The following is a 16407-nucleotide window of genomic DNA, read 5'->3' on the forward strand; positions in this document are numbered from 1 at the left end:
AATGAAAAATTTCACTTGATGAAGAAACAGACAGATTTTATTTCATTCGCTACAGGAAACCTGCATAAAATCGTCGTGTTCAGCGCAGTAATGAGCCAGTAAAGGCGATTGCGCGAACAGGCCGTCCTGATTGCGCCGCCCGATATTCAGCGGCGCGGCGTTATTTATCGTGTCGGGCGTGCCTCACGCCAGTAATCGATCAGCGCCAGATAATTGCTTTTCACTCTGGCAATCAGCGCGTCATCGTCCAGTTCGTTCTGTAGCCACTGACATGACGGCTGGGCAAAGATAGTACGGCCGACCGCAAAGCCTTTGACCCAGGAAGAGCGGGCAGCAGCAGCGAAGCCGGCTTTAAGTTCGGCTTGCGGCGCATCCAGGCCCAGCAGCAGTATGCCCCGGCAGTGCGGATCATGCTCTTCAATCAGGCCGCCAATGGTTTTCCAGCTGGCAGGTGACAGCGGTGGCAGCTTCCACCAGTCCGGCTGAATGCCCAAATGGTAGAAGTGGTTCAGGATCTGCGCATAGTATTTCTCGTCCTTATCCGGGTTGCTTTCGGGCAGGATCACTTCCAGCAGCAGCTCGTGTCCGGACTTATTACAGCTCTTCCATACGTCCAGCAGCAGCTCATCCTGCTGTTGGCGCATTTCCGCGCTATCCTGTGGATGATAGAAAATCAGGCATTTGACAACGTGCTCCTGTGGCCAGTTGACCAACTGAGAACCGATGTTGCCGTGTTCAAGACGTAGCGGGCGCGAGCCGGGTAATTCAATCGGGCGACCAATCCACCATCCTTTGCCGGTGATCTCATTCAGGGCTGGCTGGCCGTAGGTAGTATCGGCCAGGATACCGCAGCGGCCATCATCGAGACCTGCCTCCTGTGCCGCCTGGCGCGCGGCCCGTAACAGCAGATTTTTCAGCTCGGAAATACGCGTGACCTCCGCGCCCGCTTCTGCCGCCATATCGGCCAGCTGTTTACGATGGTCAAAGGCGAAGATATTGAGCTCGTGCCACTGCTGCTTACGGGTGGTAACGCGATGCAGATGGTTAAGACGGCTGTCGAGATCCGGGCGCTGTACCGCGCTATTGCGGCTCAGAAAGTCGTCCAGCTCCTGTTTGCCGGGCATTGCCGGGGCGCAGCCGTGCCGTGATACTACCAGCGCCCCGCAGGCGTTAGCGTAGCGGCATGCCTGTTCCCACCCTTCATCGTTCAACCAGCCGCGCAGCAGGCCGGACATAAAGGCATCACCCGCGCCCAGAACGTTAAGCACTTCAACACGAACCCCGCCGTGCAGTTTTGTTTGCTGCCAGCTGTCCGGGATCTCGCCTTCGAACACCACACAGCCCAGCGCCCCTCGTTTACATACCAGCGTGGCTCGGGTCGCCTGACGGACGTTTTTCAGGGCGGTCAGGCTGTTGGTACTGCCGCCGGCGATGTGAAATTCTTCTTCTGTCCCGACCACCAGGTCGAAGTAGTGCAGCACGTCCTGCAGTTGTTGGGTGACGCGTGCGGACTCTACAAAGCGGGTCTCGCCATCGCCCAGTGAGGTCAGTCCCCACAGTACCGGACGGTAGTCGATATCCAGCGCGCTGCGCAGGCCGTGGCGGCGTGCTATCTCCAGCGCTTTCAGCACGGCGGCGCGGGTATCCGCATGCGACAGGTGCGTGCCGGTCACGGCTACGGCGCGCGCAGCCGCGATATATTCTTCGTGAATATCGTCCGGCACCAGGCCCATATCGGCACAGTTATCGCGGTAGAACACCAGTGGGAAAGTCTCCTGATCTTTAATCCCGAGGATTACCAGCCCGGTCAGACGGTTTTTATCGGTGATCAGGCTCTGAGTATCACAGCCCACGCGCTCTAGCTCTTCGCGCAGGAAGCGGCCCAAATGTTCATCACCGACCCGAGCCAGCATGGCCGATTTCAGCCCCTGAACTGCCGTACCATAGGCAACGTTACCGGAAGAGCCACCCAGATACTTGGCAAAGCTGGTCTCGTCTTCAAGGCGTGCACCGATTTGCTGCCCATACAGGTCGACGGCGATACGCCCGATACAAATCACATCAAGGCGCTTCTGTTGTGTACTCATATCTGTTGTTTCCTCTGTTATCTGACTTGCATCCCAACGCCCGAGTGGCTGCGGACCCAGCGACATAAAGCACTATAAGAAATAAAAATTCCATTTTCAATATTGAATGAAATTATTACCCCGAAAATGTGAAGTGGTTATGATTCTGATACCGCTGCCGTAATGCAGCGCCGTATGCCCGGTATTTCGAGCTTTTTTGCCATGTGACCGCCCCCGCTCACCTTATTCAGGCTATGCCGGTAAACTTTTTGCAACGAAACCATTTTTTCCTGTCAGTCGCCTGGGGGGCTGTTATCGTTTCATTTACCCGTTGGCGGACAGGTGATTTCCTCCGGTTACAGCACATAATTTGATCTCCCTCGCATAATGAAATATTTCTTTTATAATGCTGTTTAGTGAAAAAAATATTTGTTTATAATCAGCTCACGTTTCACTTACAGCCATTGCCGCTTTGCATCCGCAACAGGGCTGACGCCAGAGAAAGGAACAGCACATGGGCAAGATCAGATTAACCACCGCACAGGCGCTGGTCAGGTTCCTCGACAACCAGTATCTGTCGGTGGACGGCGTTGAAAGCAAATTCGTTAAAGGCATTTTCGCCATCTTTGGCCACGGCAATGTGCTGGGCCTGGGTCAGGCGCTGGAGCAGGACAGTGGCGATCTGAGGGTGTATCAGGGGCGTAATGAACAGGGTATGGCGCACGCGGCAACAGGTTTTGCCAAGCAGAGGCTTCGCCGCGAGATTATCGCCTGTACCTCGTCCGTCGGGCCGGGCGCAGCAAATATGCTTACCGCTGCTGCGACCGCCAGCGCTAACCGCATTCCCCTGCTGCTGCTGCCGGGGGATGTGTTCGCCACCCGCCAGCCGGACCCGGTTCTGCAACAGGTTGAACAGAGCCACGATTTAAGCATCAGTACCAACGACGCTTTTCGCGCCGTCAGCAAATACTGGGACCGCGTCAGCCGGCCAGAGCAGCTGATGACCGCCTGTATCAGTGCCATGCGCGTGCTGACCGACCCGGCGGAGACCGGCGCGGTAACCCTTTCACTGCCGCAGGACGTACAGGGCGAAGCCTATAATTACCCGGACTATTTCTTCCAAAAGCGCGTACACCGTCTTGAGCGCCGCCTGCCGACCGAAGGGCAGCTGTCTGACGCGCTGGCGCTGATTGCCGCGAAGAAAAGGCCAATGATTATCTGCGGCGGTGGGGTGAAATACTCCGGGGCGGGCGATGCCTTACGCGCTTTTGCAGAACGCTATCAGATCCCGTTCGCCGAGACCCAGGCCGGGAAAGGAACGATCCTCTCCGACCATCCGTTAAACGTTGGCGGGGTAGGCGAAACCGGCTGTCTGGCAGCGAACCTGCTGGCGAAAGAAGCCGATTTGGTGATAGGCATCGGCACACGCTACAGCGACTTCACCACCGCATCGAAATGGATTTTCCATAATCCGGATGTCAGCTATCTCAACATCAACGTTAGCAATTTCGACGCCTGCAAACTGGATGGCGTACAGGTGCTGGCAGATGCTCGCGAAGCCCTTACTGCCATCGGCAATCGCCTGGCGGCCACCGGCTTCCAGCACGGCTGGGGCGAAAAGGTGCCGCAGGCCCGGGCCAGGATGTTGAAAGAGGCTCAGCGGGTTTATTCAGTGGTTTACAGCGGCGACGATTTTGTCCCGGAAATCGACGACGATATCGACCGTGCAGCGCTATACGCCGAATTTAATCGCCTGACAGGCTCTTTTCTGACGCAGAGCAGCGTATTGGGAACGCTCAACGAACACCTGCCGAGGGATGCAGTGATTGTGGCGGCGGCGGGTAGCCTGCCGGGCGACCTGCAACGCATGTGGCGCACCACGGATGACAACGGTTATCACGTCGAATATGGCTACTCCTGCATGGGATATGAGGTTAATGCGGCACTGGGCGTGAAGCTGGCCGAGCCGCAGCGTGATGTCTACGCTCTGGTCGGGGACGGCTCCTTTATGATGCTGCATTCTGAGCTGGTGACTTCGATTCAGGAGGGCGCAAAAATTCATGTCATCCTGCTGGATAACATGGCCAACGGCTGTATTAACAACCTGCAAATGGAACACGGTATGGGCAGTTTCACCACCGAATTCCGTTTCCGTGATGCTGAAAGCGGCAGGCTGAACGGTGGACTGGTGCCGGTTGATTTCGCAGCAATTGCGGCGGGCTACGGCTGTAAAACCTGGCGTGTGACCACCCTTGAGCAGCTGCATTTGGCGCTGACTGCCGCGCAGAAAGAAACGGTATCGACGCTGATTGATATTAAAGTTCTGCCAAAAACCATGATCCACAAATATTTCAGCTGGTGGCGCGTGGGCGGAGCTCAGGTCTCCAACTCGTCGCGCATTGATGCGGTAGCGCAGATGCTGAATAAACATATCGATCAGGCGCGTGAATATTAATCATTGATGCGTTTTGCGTTTCAGATCTAACGGGCGCTAACCTCGTCATCAGGCTTCGGTCGGTTAGCCCGATTTCCCCTGCTCAGTAAGGAAAGGCCATGACATTAAGACTTGGTGTAATCGGAACCGGCGCTATCGGCCAGGAACATATCCGCCGCTGCAGCAAGGTGTTGCAGGGTGCTCAGGTGGTTGCCGTCTCTGATATTAACATTGAAGGAGCTAAAGCGGTGTTGGCCCGTATTGGTATTGAAGCGCAGGTATTTGCCGACGGTTACCAGGTGGTGAAATCACCCAACGTTGATGCACTGCTGGTGACCTGCTGGGATCCTACCCACGAAGAGTTTACCCTGGCGGCGATCGCAGCGGGCAAACCGGTATTCTGCGAAAAACCGCTGGCGATGAGCGCTGAAGGCTGCCGCCGCATTGTTGATGCTGAAATCAAGTTTGGTAAACGTCTGGTGCAGGTGGGCTTTATGCGCCCTTATGACAGCGGTTATCGCGCGCTGAAAAACGTCATCGCCCGGGGCGAAATTGGTGAACCTCTGATGTTGCACTGCGCGCACCGTAATCCCAGCGTACCGCACAGCTACACCACCGATATGGCGATCACCAATACCCTGATCCACGAGCTGGATGTGCTGCGCTGGCTGACCGAAGACGAATACAAATCGGTGCAGGTCGTGTTCCCACGCGCCACGAGTCAAGCACACGCCCGGCTGCGCGACCCGCAGGTGGTGCTGTTCGAAACCCGTAAAGGTATTCGCATCGACGTGGAAATCTTTGTCAACTGTGCATATGGCTATGATATCCAGTGCGAAGTGGTGGGTGAAAAAGGCATCGCCAAACTGCCGGAGCCGTCTGCCGTACAAATGCGTAAAGATGCCCGGCTGTCGACGGCGATCCTTAGCGATTGGAAAGATCGCTTTATCGCCGCCTACGACGTTGAACTGCAGGCATTTATCAATGATGCCAGCGCCGGGCAACTTACCGGGCCATCCGCCTGGGACGGGTATGCCGCCTCGGTGGCTGCGGACGCCTGCCTGATAGCGCAGGAAAGCGGTGCCGTTGAGCCAATCGAATTAGCGCAGCGTCCGGCGTTTTATCGCCAGGCGCTGCGGGCGGGATAACGGTTAAACACCGTACTGCTTTTATCACGGAAATTCTGATGAAGAGTGCCTGTTGTGTGGAAGCCATTAAAAAATTTGGGTGTTGCGACAATGGTTCACCAGCATGTCGGGGTGGGCAGGCGAAGGGGAAGTGGATATCCCGCCACTGCGCGAGACGGATTTTGCCAACTGTACCTAACCGATCGGTGGCGAATCAATCATCGTTTCTTCGCTGTTCGGTTCTGCGGAAAAATGAAAATCAGCTGGTGGAAACGCGCGAACTGCTTGAGTGCGAGCGGCTGAACCAATAACAGCGCGGCAGCGAACATTGCATGCTGAACCTTGGGGATCAAGTATGGACAAAGATAAGGTCAAACTGGCGATCGCACCGATCGGCTGGAGCAACGATGATATGCCGGAGTTAGGCAAGGAGAACAGCTTCCAGCAGATTGTCAGTGAGATGGCGCTGGCTGGTTTTACCGGCAGTGAGGTGGGCAGCAAATATCCGCGTGACCCGGCGGTGCTGAAGCCGATGCTGGATATCCGGGGCATTGAGATCGTTAACGCCTGGTTCAGTACCTATTTCGCCAACGGCGACCGGCAAAAAACGCTGGATGAATTTATCAATCATCGCGATTTTCTGCATGCGATGGGGGCTAAAGTTATCGGCTGTTCCGAGCAGAGCCTGAGCATTCAGGGAACCTCAAAAGCGGTACTGGAAGAGAAACCTCACTTCAGCGATGAACAGTGGCGTCTGACGGTGGAAGGCTACAATCAGCTGGCAAAACTGGCGGCAGAGAGGGGGATGACCGTTAGCCTGCATCACCATATGGGCACCGCGATCCAAACCCGCGAAGAGGTGGACCGCTTTATGGCACAGACCGATGATGACGTCTGTTTGCTGTTTGATACCGGGCATGCATACTACTCGGAAGGCTCGCAGCAAGACATGTTGGCGATGCTGAAACAGCACCTTGCACGCATTAATCATATACATCTGAAAGATGTGCGTGACGAGGTGGTGGCAGACGTAAAGGCGCAGCGGATGTCATTTCTGGATGGCGTTAAGAGAGGCACCTTCACCGTGCCGGGCGACGGCGTGATTGATTTCGATCCGGTCTTCAAAATCCTCGACGATGGTGGCTACCGCGGCTGGATGGTGGTGGAAGCAGAGCAGGATCCGGCGCTGGCAAACCCGTTTGAATATGCGCTAAAAGCACGCCGGTTTATCCGTCAACACGCCGGTTTGTAGTTATATGCAAAAAGCGGCCTTAACTTAAGATAAAGGCGACGGCTGTCAGGCTATTTCAGCGTGATGGAGTTAATAATGCTTTCTGCTTCAATCTGCGCCTGTTGCTGGTTATCGGCTGGCAGGGTGATTTGCAGAGTCATTAGTTTGCCGTCGATTTTGCCTAATACTACGGAAGACCATGAAGACTGATTGTTGGCAGAGATCACGCTGTCCAGCTGCTGCAGCTGAAGATTGTTTACGCCGATGGTTTTGTTGGTCACCACCTGTAGCTGCGGATCGCGGCTACGCTGCTGCGCTTCAAGCCGTTCTGCCAGGGTATCCAGCCCTTCACTGGTGCTGCCGCCCTCGATGACAATGATCGCTTTCTGATCGGACTCATCGGCATAAACGTGTTTGTTATTGGCCTGGGTGCCGAGTTTGCCGCTCTTATCACTCATCCCTGGTGGTAACGCAAAGCCCAGTTTGCCGCCCATCAGCGTGACGTTCTGCGCCGACTGGCTGCTGCTGGCCTCCTGGCTGGCAGCGGCTTTGTCATTTTTGCCATCGCAGGCTGCAAGGCCCGCCACCAGTACCGCAATTCCAGCATATTTCAATAAGTTACGCATTATAGTCCCTTTTATAAATTGGTTGCATGTCGCTAAGGTATAGATACAAACGTATTCGCTATGTAAAAGCAACCCGCTGGTGGTGACAATATCATTACCTGAAGCCATCGGTTTTGATGCTTCAGGCATCAACAGGATCAGACTAGCCGAAATTCATCTGGGGACGATTAGATTTCTCTGTTAATTGCTTCAACGTCGCATTCAGCAGCAGGCCGTAAGCCGGCAGGAAGAACAGCATACAGATCAGAACCTTAAAGCTGTAATCCACCAACGCAATTTCAACCCAGTGCGTAGCCATAAACGGATCGCTGCTTTGATAGAATGCGATAAAGAAGAAGGCCAGCGTATCGCTAATATTGCCGAGGAACATCGCCGCAGCGGGTGCTATCCACCATGCCGCTTTCTGGCGCAGGCGGTTAAAGACCTGGATATCCAGCACCTGGCCGAGCGCATAGGCCATAAAGCTGGCGCAGGCGATGCGGGCAACAAACAGGTTCATCTGCTCAAGTGCCGCAAAGCCTTGCCATTCGCCCTGATAAAACAGCGCAGAAACCACGTACGAGACAAACAGCGCCGGCACCATCACCGCCAGAATAATGCGTCTTGCCAGCTGCGCACCGAAAATGCGCACCGTCAGGTCGGTCGCCAGAAAGATAAACGGGAAGCTGAATGCGCCCCATGTGGTATGCAGACCAAAAATAGTCACCGGCAGCTGCACCAGGTAGTTACTGGAAAGGATGATCAGCAGATGAAACAAAGAAAGCCAAACCAGCGCGTGCAGGCGCTGACGAGAACTGAATGCGAGCATATTGAGCCTTTTTGTATGTTATGGGGTGAGGGAACCCAGTCCTGTCCTTCATCTTTCACGCCGCAGCCGCGTTGGCTGCCCTCACGAACCCCGGTCACTTACTGATGTAAGCTCCCGGGGATCCGCTCAGTTGCCGCCTTGCCGCGACGCGAAATCTTTTGGACATGCATCCTTCATCTTTCACGCCGCAGCCGCGCTGGCTGCCCTCACGAACCCCGGTCACTTACCGATGTAAGCTCCCGGGGATCCGCTCAGTTGCCGCCTTGCCGCAACGCGAAATCCGGTGGATATGTGTACTTTTGCGGCATATTACCGTGTTGGCCTGCCAATGCAACGCTTGATTTTAGCGCAAACGTTATCGTGATATTGAACTCTTGCGCCTGCCTCGCCTGAGATTAAAATAGTGCAAAGTCCGTTACTGCCTTATTGAGAACCCTATGAGCAACCTGTTTGCCAACCCCGACCAAACCCTTGATACCCAAGGGCTGCGCTGCCCGGAACCGGTTATGATGGTGCGCAAAACCGTGCGACATATGCAGGATGGCGAAACCCTGCTGATTATCGCCGACGACCCGGCCACCACGCGTGATATTCCCGGCTTTTGCCGCTTTATGGAACACAGGCTGGTGGCTCAGGCCGTCGACGTTCTGCCATATCAGTATCTGATAAAAAAAGGCCTGTAGCCTTTCATCGAGCCTGCCCGGTTATTTCTTACTGAGTAAGCGCAGGGCGTTAGCCGTCACTAACGCCGTGGCACCAGTATCTGCCAGCACGGCCAGCCACAATCCGGTCATTCCCAGCAGCGTGGTGACAAGAAACAGGGCTTTTAACCCCAGCGCCAGCGCAATGTTCTGACGAATATTGGCGTGGGCGGCGCGCGACAGGCGGATCATCGTTGCCAGCCCGGCAAGGCGGTTATGAGGCAGTGCCGCATCGGCTGTTTCCAGCGCGATATCGCTGCCGCTGCCCATCGCAATACCAATAGTGGCGGCTTTCATCGCTGGCGCATCGTTAATCCCGTCGCCCACCATCGCCACCGTCTGCTGCTGCTGCAGCCTGGTGATGGCGTTGACCTTATCTTCCGGCAACAGGCTGGCACGATAATCAATGCCCAGCCTGGCGGCAATGGCTGCCGCAGCGCGCGGATTGTCCCCGGTCAGCATCACCGCCTGAATACCCAGCGCCTGCAATTCTGCCAGCGCGTTTCGGGCATCGGCGCGCAGCGTATCACGCAGGGCAAAGGCGGCCAGCGCCTGCTGACCTTCGTGCAGTATCACCACGGTATTGCCGCCATTTTCCAGCGCTTCAACCGCTTTACTCTGCAGAGATGGTAGTTCTTTAGCCATTTGTGACGGTGAACTTACAGACAGTAAGCGGCCACTTACCATTGCCTGTATGCCGCTTCCCGGCATAGCACGCTGATCGCTCGCCGCTGGGATCGCCAGCTGACGCGCATTGGCTGCCGCCACGATAGCCCGCGCTAAAGGGTGCGATGAACCCTGTTCAATGGCGGCGGCGGTAGCCAGCAGGTGTGATTCATCGCTGCCATTCAGCGTAACGATGGCGGTGAGCTGTGGTTTACCCTCGGTAAGGGTGCCGGTTTTATCGAAGGCGATCGTGCGCACATTGCCGAGGCTTTCCAGCGCTGCCCCGCCCTTGATCAGCGCACCACGTCGGGCGGCGGCAGCCAGTGCCGAGGTCACCGCCGCCGGAGTGGAGATGACCAGTGCACACGGGCAGCCAATCAGCAGCAGCGTTAGCCCCTTGTAAATCCACGGTTGCCAGGCTTCCGCCAGCAGCAGCGGCGGCAGCAGTGCCACGGCCAGCGCCAACACCATGACGATCGGGGTATAAATGCGGCTAAAACGATCGAGGAAACGCTCGATTGGCGAGCGCCGTTCCCCGGCTTCTTCAATCAGATGCAGGATGCGGTCAATGGCGCTGTGACCCGGTTCCGACATAACCTCCAGCTGGACCAGGCGGTCAATGCTCATGCTGCCGGCGGCGATAGTTTCATCCTGCTGGCGCTCAACCGGAACAGATTCCCCGGTCATGGCGCTTTCATCAAAGCTGGCAAACGGACTGAGCAACTTCGCATCGGCAGGCAGACGCCCGCCGGCGGCGACCTCAATGACGTCACCAGGTCGCAGGTCGCTTACCGCAACGTTTTCACGCTGTCCGCAACGAATACGTAGCGCCTGGTCGGGTTTCAGCGCCATCAGCGCCGTCACCCCTTTGCGCGCGCGACCGGCGGCAAATGACTCCAGCCGTTCACCGAACGTAAACAGCAGCAGCACCATCGCCGCTTCGGCGGTAGCGCCGATAAACAGGGCGCCAATGGCGGCAATGCTCATCAGGGTTTCGATGCTGAACGGTGAGCCGCTGCGCATCAGGCGCAGGGCGCTGCGCGCAACCGGCCAGACGCCAACCAGCGTGGTGACGGTAAAGGCGAAAGTCCCGGCGCCAGGATGGATAATACCGAGCAGCCAGCTGGCCGCCATCAGCAATGCCAGCACTATCGCGCTGCGGTTTTCCTGCCAGAAACGGGCTTCAATGGCGGGTGCTGCCGCATCGCTACGCTGAAGCCGGAAGCCAACGTGTGCGACAGCCTGTTCGACCTGGCTACGGATATCGTCGTTGGCATCGACCAGCAGCTTTTCGCTGGCAAATACCACGCGCACCGCGATGATGCCGGCAAGTTGCTTCACGGCGGCTTCGACTTTTTGCGCGCAGCTCGGGCAGTCCATACCCTGCACCTGCCAGCTGAAACGGGTGGATGGCGCTAACCTGTCGCCCTCTTCATCGGGGTCATCTGCTGAACCACAGGCAGCGTCGGCGCAGCAGGGCGCATCCACGCTGATGGCGGCGATTTTTTTAATTACGGGACGCGAGCGGGTCGCGCATCCGTGCTGTTTGCTGGCGTGGTGGTGATGGCCACAACCACAAGAAGAGTGCTGCTGCATAACGCCTCCTGACCGGTAGCGACGGGCCACACTGCCCGCCGATGGTCATCTTACACTCTGGAGTTAGCTCCAGAGTCAAGCGCGTTGGGCGATTACAGCCACAGGGAGCGAACAATCATAAAGTGACCGGCGAAGTAGCAGGCGGCGATCATTGCGCTGTCGGCGCTGAAACGGCGACGGAAGTGGCTGATTAGCCAGACGATATTTCCCAGCAGCAGCAGGTCAGCCCCGACCATCAGGGTGAAACTGTCGTCGCTCGGGCGGACGAAGTACTGCTCGGTACTCAGCCAGACCATCAACAGCGCCATGCCGATAAAGGTAGAGATCGGCCAGCGTAACTCTTCCAGTCGGGTCCAGACGGTGGCTATCACCAGCGCGCCGATAATCAGTAACGTCAGTGGGATTGGCCAGAACAGGCTTAACGTCATCTGGCTGGCAAAACACAGCGTATACAGCAGGTGCGACAGGAAGAATGCACCGATGGCATAAAGCATGCGTTTGTTCGGCAGCAGCATCAGCGCATCACCCAGCAGCGTGGCCAGCAAGCCCGCCAGAATCAGGTAATCAGTGGTTTTCAAAACCGGTGCTTGCCAGGCCCACGCCAGCATTAACAGCAGCGTGACCGGTTTAAATACCCAGCGTTGCCACTGCGGCCCGCGATAGCAGGCATCCACATACAGCCAGCCGGAAAAAAGAACGGCAAGGAAAGACCAGATCATATGTTGTCCTTGTTGATGAAGAACGCGGCAAAGTCCGTCTCATTGTAGGTTAACGGCCGCTTATATCACAATCAGATGGCTCCGCTTATATGCTGATAACCGGCTGCGGGGAATTACTGCCTGGGAAAGTGCTTTTTCTGCCAGGCGAGCAGCTCAAATACGCCAAAGAAAAAGATTTTGGCTTGGGTCAGGCCACTGAGTTTATCCGATCCCTGTGGCTGGGTGGTGCGCATCAGCACCAGCTGCAGACCGTGCATAATCACCATAAAGAACAGCGCAACGTTAACAAAATAGGTCAGCGGTTTCGGGAAGGGATGCACCACGTTAAGCAGCAAAAATGCCCAAACAAACACCATCAACAGACGGCCTGCATTAATTAACATCTGCGTTATCCTCATTGTTCGTATGACGAATGTACAGGCGACAGGCCACCTGACCGGCGATTTTTTCACGATGCAGCTGCCAGTTTAACGGCACCGGCGGATGGCCGTTTTCGACTTCGCTTTCCACGTACACCAGCGCTTCATCGGCCAACCAGCCGTTGCTCTCCAGCAGCGTGAGAGTTTCTTCAAGCAGTCCTTTACGAAACGGCGGGTCAACAAACACCAGATGATGTGGCTCACCCTTCTGAGTCAGGAACTGCAACGTATTAGTATTGACCACGCGCCCACTCCTTGCGCCGAGGGTTGCGAGGTTTTTTTCCAGCTGCTGCGCCACCGGTCGCTCCAGCTCCAGCAGGGTGGCGCTGGCGGCATGGCGCGACAGTGCTTCCAGGCCCAGTGCACCGCTGCCGGCAAAACAGTCGAGGCAATTTGCCTGTTGAATATCCGCTGCCAGCCAGTTGAACAGCGTTTCGCGTACCCGATCGGTGGTGGGGCGCAAGCCTGCACTATCGGGAACCGGTAACTTGCGGCCACGCCACTGCCCACCAATAATTCTTATTTGCCCGGCTGCGCCGCTGCGGGGTTTTTTATTCATCATGCTGAACTCTTAATAATTTGTTGCATAGTTTAACGGGCTAACCACGTTGAGGAAACGTAAAAGGGTGCTGTAATGCGCTTTGCAGAAAGTGGTAGACTATGAAACTTAGCTTATTTTTCCTACCAGAACGGTTTTTCCCGCGAGGAGTGTGGTTGCACCATGGCAAAGAATAAAAAACGTGGCTTTTTTTCCTGGCTTGGCCTGGGGCGTGACGAAAAAGCGCAGCAGGCAGAGGTAAAAGAAACGTTGGAACATCAGCCCTCTGCCGATACGCCCCTGGCTGATAACGCCACTAACGGTGCCCCCGAACGCGAAGCGGCAGACGTGGTCGCGGTGACCGAAAGCCCGGCAGAACAGCAGGCGGATGACAGCCGTGCGGCCGAACTGCCGGAGGCTGTAGCGCCAGCCGAGCCTGTTGTTCTGCCAGCGATCCCGGACGAAAAGCATCCCGTTGCACAGCAAAGCGCAGCGGAAACGATTGATGAGGCGGAGCTGGAAACGTTAGCGCTGGCCGCCGAGCCGGTTGATAAGGCGCTGGCGGCAGAGGTGGTGCAGGAACCTGTTGTGGTACAACCCGAAGCAATAAACGACATTGTTGCGCCAGAATCAGAATCAGAACCAGAATCAGAACCAGAACCAGAACCAGAACCAAAATCAGAACCAGAATCAGAACCAGAACCAGAATCAGAACCAGAACCAGCTAAGGAACAGGAGCGCCCGGGCAAAGAAGGCTTCTTTGCGCGTTTGAAGCGCAGCCTGGTCAAAACCCGTACCAATCTGGGTTCCGGATTTATCAGTTTGTTCCGCGGCAAGAAAATCGACGACGAACTGTTCGAAGAGCTGGAAGAGCAATTACTGATTGCTGATGTCGGGGTGGAAACCACCCGCCGAATCATTGGCAACCTGACCAATCAGGCCAGCCGCAAACAGCTGCGCGATGCTGAAGCGCTGTATGGCCTGCTGAAAACCGATATGGCTGAAATCCTCGCTAAGGTTGAAGCACCGCTTGATATCAGCGGTAAAACGCCGTTTGTGATCCTGATGGTTGGCGTCAACGGCGTAGGGAAAACCACCACCATCGGCAAGCTGGCGCGCCAGTTCCAGGCCGAGGGCAAATCGGTAATGCTGGCTGCCGGCGACACTTTCCGCGCCGCCGCCGTTGAGCAGCTGCAGGTTTGGGGGCAGCGCAACCATATTCCGGTGGTGGCGCAGCACACCGGTGCCGATTCCGCTTCGGTGATTTTTGATGCCATTCAGGCGGCGAAAGCGCGCCATGTTGACGTGCTGATCGCCGATACGGCCGGGCGTTTACAGAATAAAGCGCATCTGATGGAAGAGCTGAAAAAAATCACCCGCGTGATGAAGAAGCTTGACGACAGTGCGCCTCATGAGGTGATGCTGACTATCGATGCCAGCACCGGACAGAATGCGATCAGCCAGACTAAACTGTTCCATGAGGCCGTTGGCCTGACCGGGATCACCCTGACCAAGCTGGACGGTACGGCGAAAGGTGGCGTGATCTTCTCGGTGGCGGATCAGTTCACTATTCCTATTCGCTACATCGGCGTTGGCGAGGGCATTGAAGATTTACGACCGTTTAAGGCTGACGATTTTATAGAGGCACTTTTTGCCCGAGAGGACTAATTAGGATGATTCGCTTTGAAGAAGTCAGTAAGGCTTATCTCGGCGGTCGGCAAGCGTTACAGGGGGTGGATTTTCATCTGCGCCCAGGCGAAATGGCGTTTCTGACCGGACATTCCGGGGCGGGGAAAAGCACTTTGCTGAAGCTGATCTGTGGCATTGAGCGCCCGAGTACCGGGCATATCTGGTTTGGCGGTCACGATATTAGCCGTCTGAAAAGCCGTGAAGTCCCGTTTTTGCGCCGTCAGATCGGCATGATCTTTCAGGATCACCATCTGCTGATGGATCGCTCAGTGTATGACAATGTGGCCATCCCGCTGATTATCGCCGGGGCCAGTGGCGAAGATATCCGCCGTCGCGTTTCTGCGGCGCTGGACAAAGTCGGCCTGCTCGACAAAGCGAAGAGCTTCCCCATCCAGCTGTCCGGCGGTGAGCAGCAACGCGTGGGGATTGCCCGTGCGGTGGTGAACAAGCCGGCGGTGCTGCTGGCAGATGAACCAACGGGTAACCTTGACGAGGCGCTGTCTGAAGGTATTTTGCGCCTGTTTGAGGAGTTTAACCGCGTTGGCGTCACGGTACTGATGGCCAGCCATGATATGGGGCTGATCGCCAGCCGTAACTATCGCCAGATGACGCTGAATCAGGGACGTTTATACGGAGGTCATCGTGGCCAATAAACGCAATCCTCGCCCCTCGGTGGCAAAAACGTTGCAGCACAGGCAGCCTTCGAAAAGCAAAGCGCTCAAGGGCGGCTGGCAGGAACAGTGGCGCTACGCGATGCACGGTTCGCTGTCAGATCTGTGGCGCCAGCCGCTGGCAACGCTGCTAACGGTGATGGTGATTGCCATCTCTCTGACGTTACCCAGCGTCTGCTATATGGTGTGGAAAAACGTCAGTCAGGCGGCGGAACAATGGTATCCGGCCCCGCAGCTCACCGTTTACCTAAGTAAAACGCTGGATGACACCGCGGCCGAAAACGTGGTGGCGCAGCTTAAAAAAGAAGACGGCGTCGACAAGGTTAACTATCTGTCGCGTGATGAAGCGCTGGGCGAGTTTCGCAACTGGTCTGGCTTCGGCGGCGCGATGGATATGCTGGAGCAGAACCCGTTGCCGGCGGTAGCGATAATCACGCCGAAGCTGAATTTCCAGAATTCGTCCACTATGGATAATCTGCGCGACCGCGTGTCTAGAATACTAGGCATTGATGAAGTGAAGATGGATGACAGCTGGTTTGCCCGGCTGGCGGCGCTTACCGGGCTGGTTGGCCAGGTTGCGGCAGCGATCGGCCTTCTGATGATTGTGGCGGTGTTCCTGGTGATAGGTAACAGCGTGCGCCTGAGCATTTTTGCCCGCCGCGACACGATTAACGTGCAGAAACTGATTGGGGCAACAGACGGTTTCATTTTGCGACCATTCTTATATGGCGGCGCGTTACTCGGTTTGAGTGGGGCTTTGCTGTCACTGGTGCTGTCGGCGGCGCTGTTGTTCAGGCTGGAGTCAGTAGTGACCCAGGTGGCATCGGTGTTTGGCACCTCTTTTGTGTTGCACGGTCTGGCGTGGGATGAAAGCCTGCTATTAGTGCTAATTTCCGCCATGATTGGTTGGGTGGCCGCCTGGCTGGCAACGGTGCAACATTTACGCCGATTTACGCCGCAGTAATTCCTTCACATCTTTTTTTGCTATAATCTTCCTCTGCTGCGTGAAACCGTGCCGCAGAGGAAGGTCGCCAGCCTGTTACTTTTCCCGGTTATTTCCGCGCGCCACGCAAGCAGTTTATAAAATATCCACCGATAAGATTGAACTTGTGGATA

General features: G+C 56.1%; 14 protein-coding genes. 7 read left to right on the top strand and 7 right to left on the bottom strand.

All coding sequences use genetic code 11. The annotated features are described in order from the left end of the window. Positions 1-164 precede the first annotated feature (164 nt). Positions 165-2087: a bifunctional 5-dehydro-2-deoxygluconokinase/5-dehydro-2-deoxyphosphogluconate aldolase gene (locus tag JGC47_RS00715; RefSeq protein WP_004160874.1), complete on the bottom strand. Its 1923-nt coding sequence runs from the start codon at positions 2085-2087 to the stop codon at positions 165-167. 493 nt (positions 2088-2580) lie between these two features. Here JGC47_RS00715 and iolD point away from each other — a divergent pair, with 493 nt between their 5' ends. From iolD to iolE, 3 genes are all read left to right on the top strand, one after another. Continuing rightward, positions 2581-4521 carry a 3D-(3,5/4)-trihydroxycyclohexane-1,2-dione acylhydrolase (decyclizing) gene (iolD, locus tag JGC47_RS00720; protein ID WP_004160870.1) on the top strand — a complete coding sequence of 647 codons (1941 nt, stop codon included), beginning with the start codon at positions 2581-2583 and terminating at the stop codon, positions 4519-4521. A gap of 98 nt (positions 4522-4619) precedes the next feature. Further along, positions 4620-5648 (top strand): bifunctional inositol 2-dehydrogenase/D-chiro-inositol 1-dehydrogenase, encoded by a 1029-nt coding sequence (gene iolG, locus JGC47_RS00725; RefSeq protein ID WP_004160868.1) that lies wholly within the window; start codon positions 4620-4622, stop codon positions 5646-5648. 334 nt (positions 5649-5982) lie between these two features. After that, positions 5983-6879 carry a myo-inosose-2 dehydratase gene (gene iolE, locus JGC47_RS00730; protein ID WP_004160860.1) on the top strand — a complete coding sequence of 299 codons (897 nt, stop codon included), beginning with the start codon at positions 5983-5985 and terminating at the stop codon, positions 6877-6879. 50 nt (positions 6880-6929) lie between these two features. On the opposite strand, the gene JGC47_RS00735 is transcribed toward iolE, so the two are convergent. Both JGC47_RS00735 and JGC47_RS00740 read right to left on the bottom strand, forming a co-directional pair. Continuing rightward, entirely contained in the window at positions 6930-7484 is a 555-nt protein-coding gene (locus JGC47_RS00735; protein WP_004160859.1) for a DcrB family lipoprotein, read from the bottom strand. A 142-nt stretch (positions 7485-7626) separates the two neighbouring features. Further along, positions 7627-8292 carry a 7-cyano-7-deazaguanine/7-aminomethyl-7-deazaguanine transporter gene (locus tag JGC47_RS00740; RefSeq protein WP_004160858.1) on the bottom strand — a complete coding sequence of 222 codons (666 nt, stop codon included), beginning with the start codon at positions 8290-8292 and terminating at the stop codon, positions 7627-7629. A gap of 437 nt (positions 8293-8729) precedes the next feature. Here JGC47_RS00740 and tusA point away from each other — a divergent pair, with 437 nt between their 5' ends. Then, the gene (gene tusA, locus JGC47_RS00745) at positions 8730-8975 is read left to right on the top strand and encodes a sulfurtransferase TusA (protein WP_004160857.1); all 246 of its coding nucleotides are present in this window, start codon (positions 8730-8732) and stop codon (positions 8973-8975) included. Positions 8976-8996: 21 nt separating this feature from the next. On the opposite strand, the gene JGC47_RS00750 is transcribed toward tusA, so the two are convergent. From JGC47_RS00750 to rsmD, 4 genes are all read right to left on the bottom strand, one after another. Continuing rightward, a complete protein-coding gene (locus JGC47_RS00750; protein WP_004160856.1) occupies positions 8997-11255 on the bottom strand; it encodes a zinc/cadmium/mercury/lead-transporting ATPase in 2259 nt (752 codons plus the stop codon). Between the two features lie 92 nt (positions 11256-11347). Then, the gene (locus tag JGC47_RS00755; RefSeq protein ID WP_004160854.1) at positions 11348-11974 is read right to left on the bottom strand and encodes a lysoplasmalogenase; all 627 of its coding nucleotides are present in this window, start codon (positions 11972-11974) and stop codon (positions 11348-11350) included. A 113-nt stretch (positions 11975-12087) separates the two neighbouring features. Further along, positions 12088-12357 (bottom strand): DUF1145 family protein, encoded by a 270-nt coding sequence (locus tag JGC47_RS00760; protein ID WP_004160820.1) that lies wholly within the window; start codon positions 12355-12357, stop codon positions 12088-12090. Further along, positions 12347-12955 (bottom strand): 16S rRNA (guanine(966)-N(2))-methyltransferase, encoded by a 609-nt coding sequence (rsmD, locus tag JGC47_RS00765; protein ID WP_004160814.1) that lies wholly within the window; start codon positions 12953-12955, stop codon positions 12347-12349. Before rsmD ends, JGC47_RS00760 begins: the two co-directional genes overlap by 11 nt. A 159-nt stretch (positions 12956-13114) precedes the next feature. Between rsmD and ftsY the strand changes: the two genes are divergently transcribed. Genes ftsY through ftsX form a run of 3 tightly spaced genes read left to right on the top strand, consistent with a single transcriptional unit; the run spans position 13115 to position 16255 of the window. After that, on the top strand, positions 13115-14599 hold the full coding sequence (gene ftsY, locus JGC47_RS00770; RefSeq protein ID WP_004160812.1) for a signal recognition particle-docking protein FtsY: 1485 nt from the start codon (positions 13115-13117) through the stop codon (positions 14597-14599). Positions 14600-14604: 5 nt separating this feature from the next. Beyond that, positions 14605-15273 (top strand): cell division ATP-binding protein FtsE, encoded by a 669-nt coding sequence (gene ftsE, locus JGC47_RS00775; protein ID WP_004160810.1) that lies wholly within the window; start codon positions 14605-14607, stop codon positions 15271-15273. After that, positions 15263-16255, top strand: a complete 993-nt coding sequence (ftsX, locus tag JGC47_RS00780) for a permease-like cell division protein FtsX (protein WP_004160809.1) — start codon at positions 15263-15265, stop codon at positions 16253-16255. The genes ftsE and ftsX overlap by 11 nt, the downstream gene beginning before the upstream one ends. Positions 16256-16407 lie beyond the last annotated feature (152 nt).

Source organism: Erwinia amylovora (assembly GCF_017161565.1).
Taxonomy (GTDB): domain Bacteria; phylum Pseudomonadota; class Gammaproteobacteria; order Enterobacterales; family Enterobacteriaceae; genus Erwinia; species Erwinia amylovora.

What these genes read in the sequence shown, in the direction of transcription:
- JGC47_RS00750 (WP_004160856.1), bottom strand. Translation starts at nt 11,255, where the DNA reads ATGCAGCAGCACTCTTCTTGTGGTTGTGGCCATCACCACCACGCCAGC.
- iolE (WP_004160860.1), top strand. Translation starts at nt 5,983, where the DNA reads ATGGACAAAGATAAGGTCAAACTGGCGATCGCACCGATCGGCTGGAGC.
- JGC47_RS00715 (WP_004160874.1), bottom strand. Translation starts at nt 2,087, where the DNA reads ATGAGTACACAACAGAAGCGCCTTGATGTGATTTGTATCGGGCGTATC.
- JGC47_RS00735 (WP_004160859.1), bottom strand. Translation starts at nt 7,484, where the DNA reads ATGCGTAACTTATTGAAATATGCTGGAATTGCGGTACTGGTGGCGGGC.
- ftsE (WP_004160810.1), top strand. Translation starts at nt 14,605, where the DNA reads ATGATTCGCTTTGAAGAAGTCAGTAAGGCTTATCTCGGCGGTCGGCAA.
- iolD (WP_004160870.1), top strand. Translation starts at nt 2,581, where the DNA reads ATGGGCAAGATCAGATTAACCACCGCACAGGCGCTGGTCAGGTTCCTC.
- iolG (WP_004160868.1), top strand. Translation starts at nt 4,620, where the DNA reads ATGACATTAAGACTTGGTGTAATCGGAACCGGCGCTATCGGCCAGGAA.
- JGC47_RS00755 (WP_004160854.1), bottom strand. Translation starts at nt 11,974, where the DNA reads ATGATCTGGTCTTTCCTTGCCGTTCTTTTTTCCGGCTGGCTGTATGTG.
- JGC47_RS00760 (WP_004160820.1), bottom strand. Translation starts at nt 12,357, where the DNA reads ATGTTAATTAATGCAGGCCGTCTGTTGATGGTGTTTGTTTGGGCATTT.
- ftsY (WP_004160812.1), top strand. Translation starts at nt 13,115, where the DNA reads ATGGCAAAGAATAAAAAACGTGGCTTTTTTTCCTGGCTTGGCCTGGGG.
- rsmD (WP_004160814.1), bottom strand. Translation starts at nt 12,955, where the DNA reads ATGATGAATAAAAAACCCCGCAGCGGCGCAGCCGGGCAAATAAGAATT.
- JGC47_RS00740 (WP_004160858.1), bottom strand. Translation starts at nt 8,292, where the DNA reads ATGCTCGCATTCAGTTCTCGTCAGCGCCTGCACGCGCTGGTTTGGCTT.
- tusA (WP_004160857.1), top strand. Translation starts at nt 8,730, where the DNA reads ATGAGCAACCTGTTTGCCAACCCCGACCAAACCCTTGATACCCAAGGG.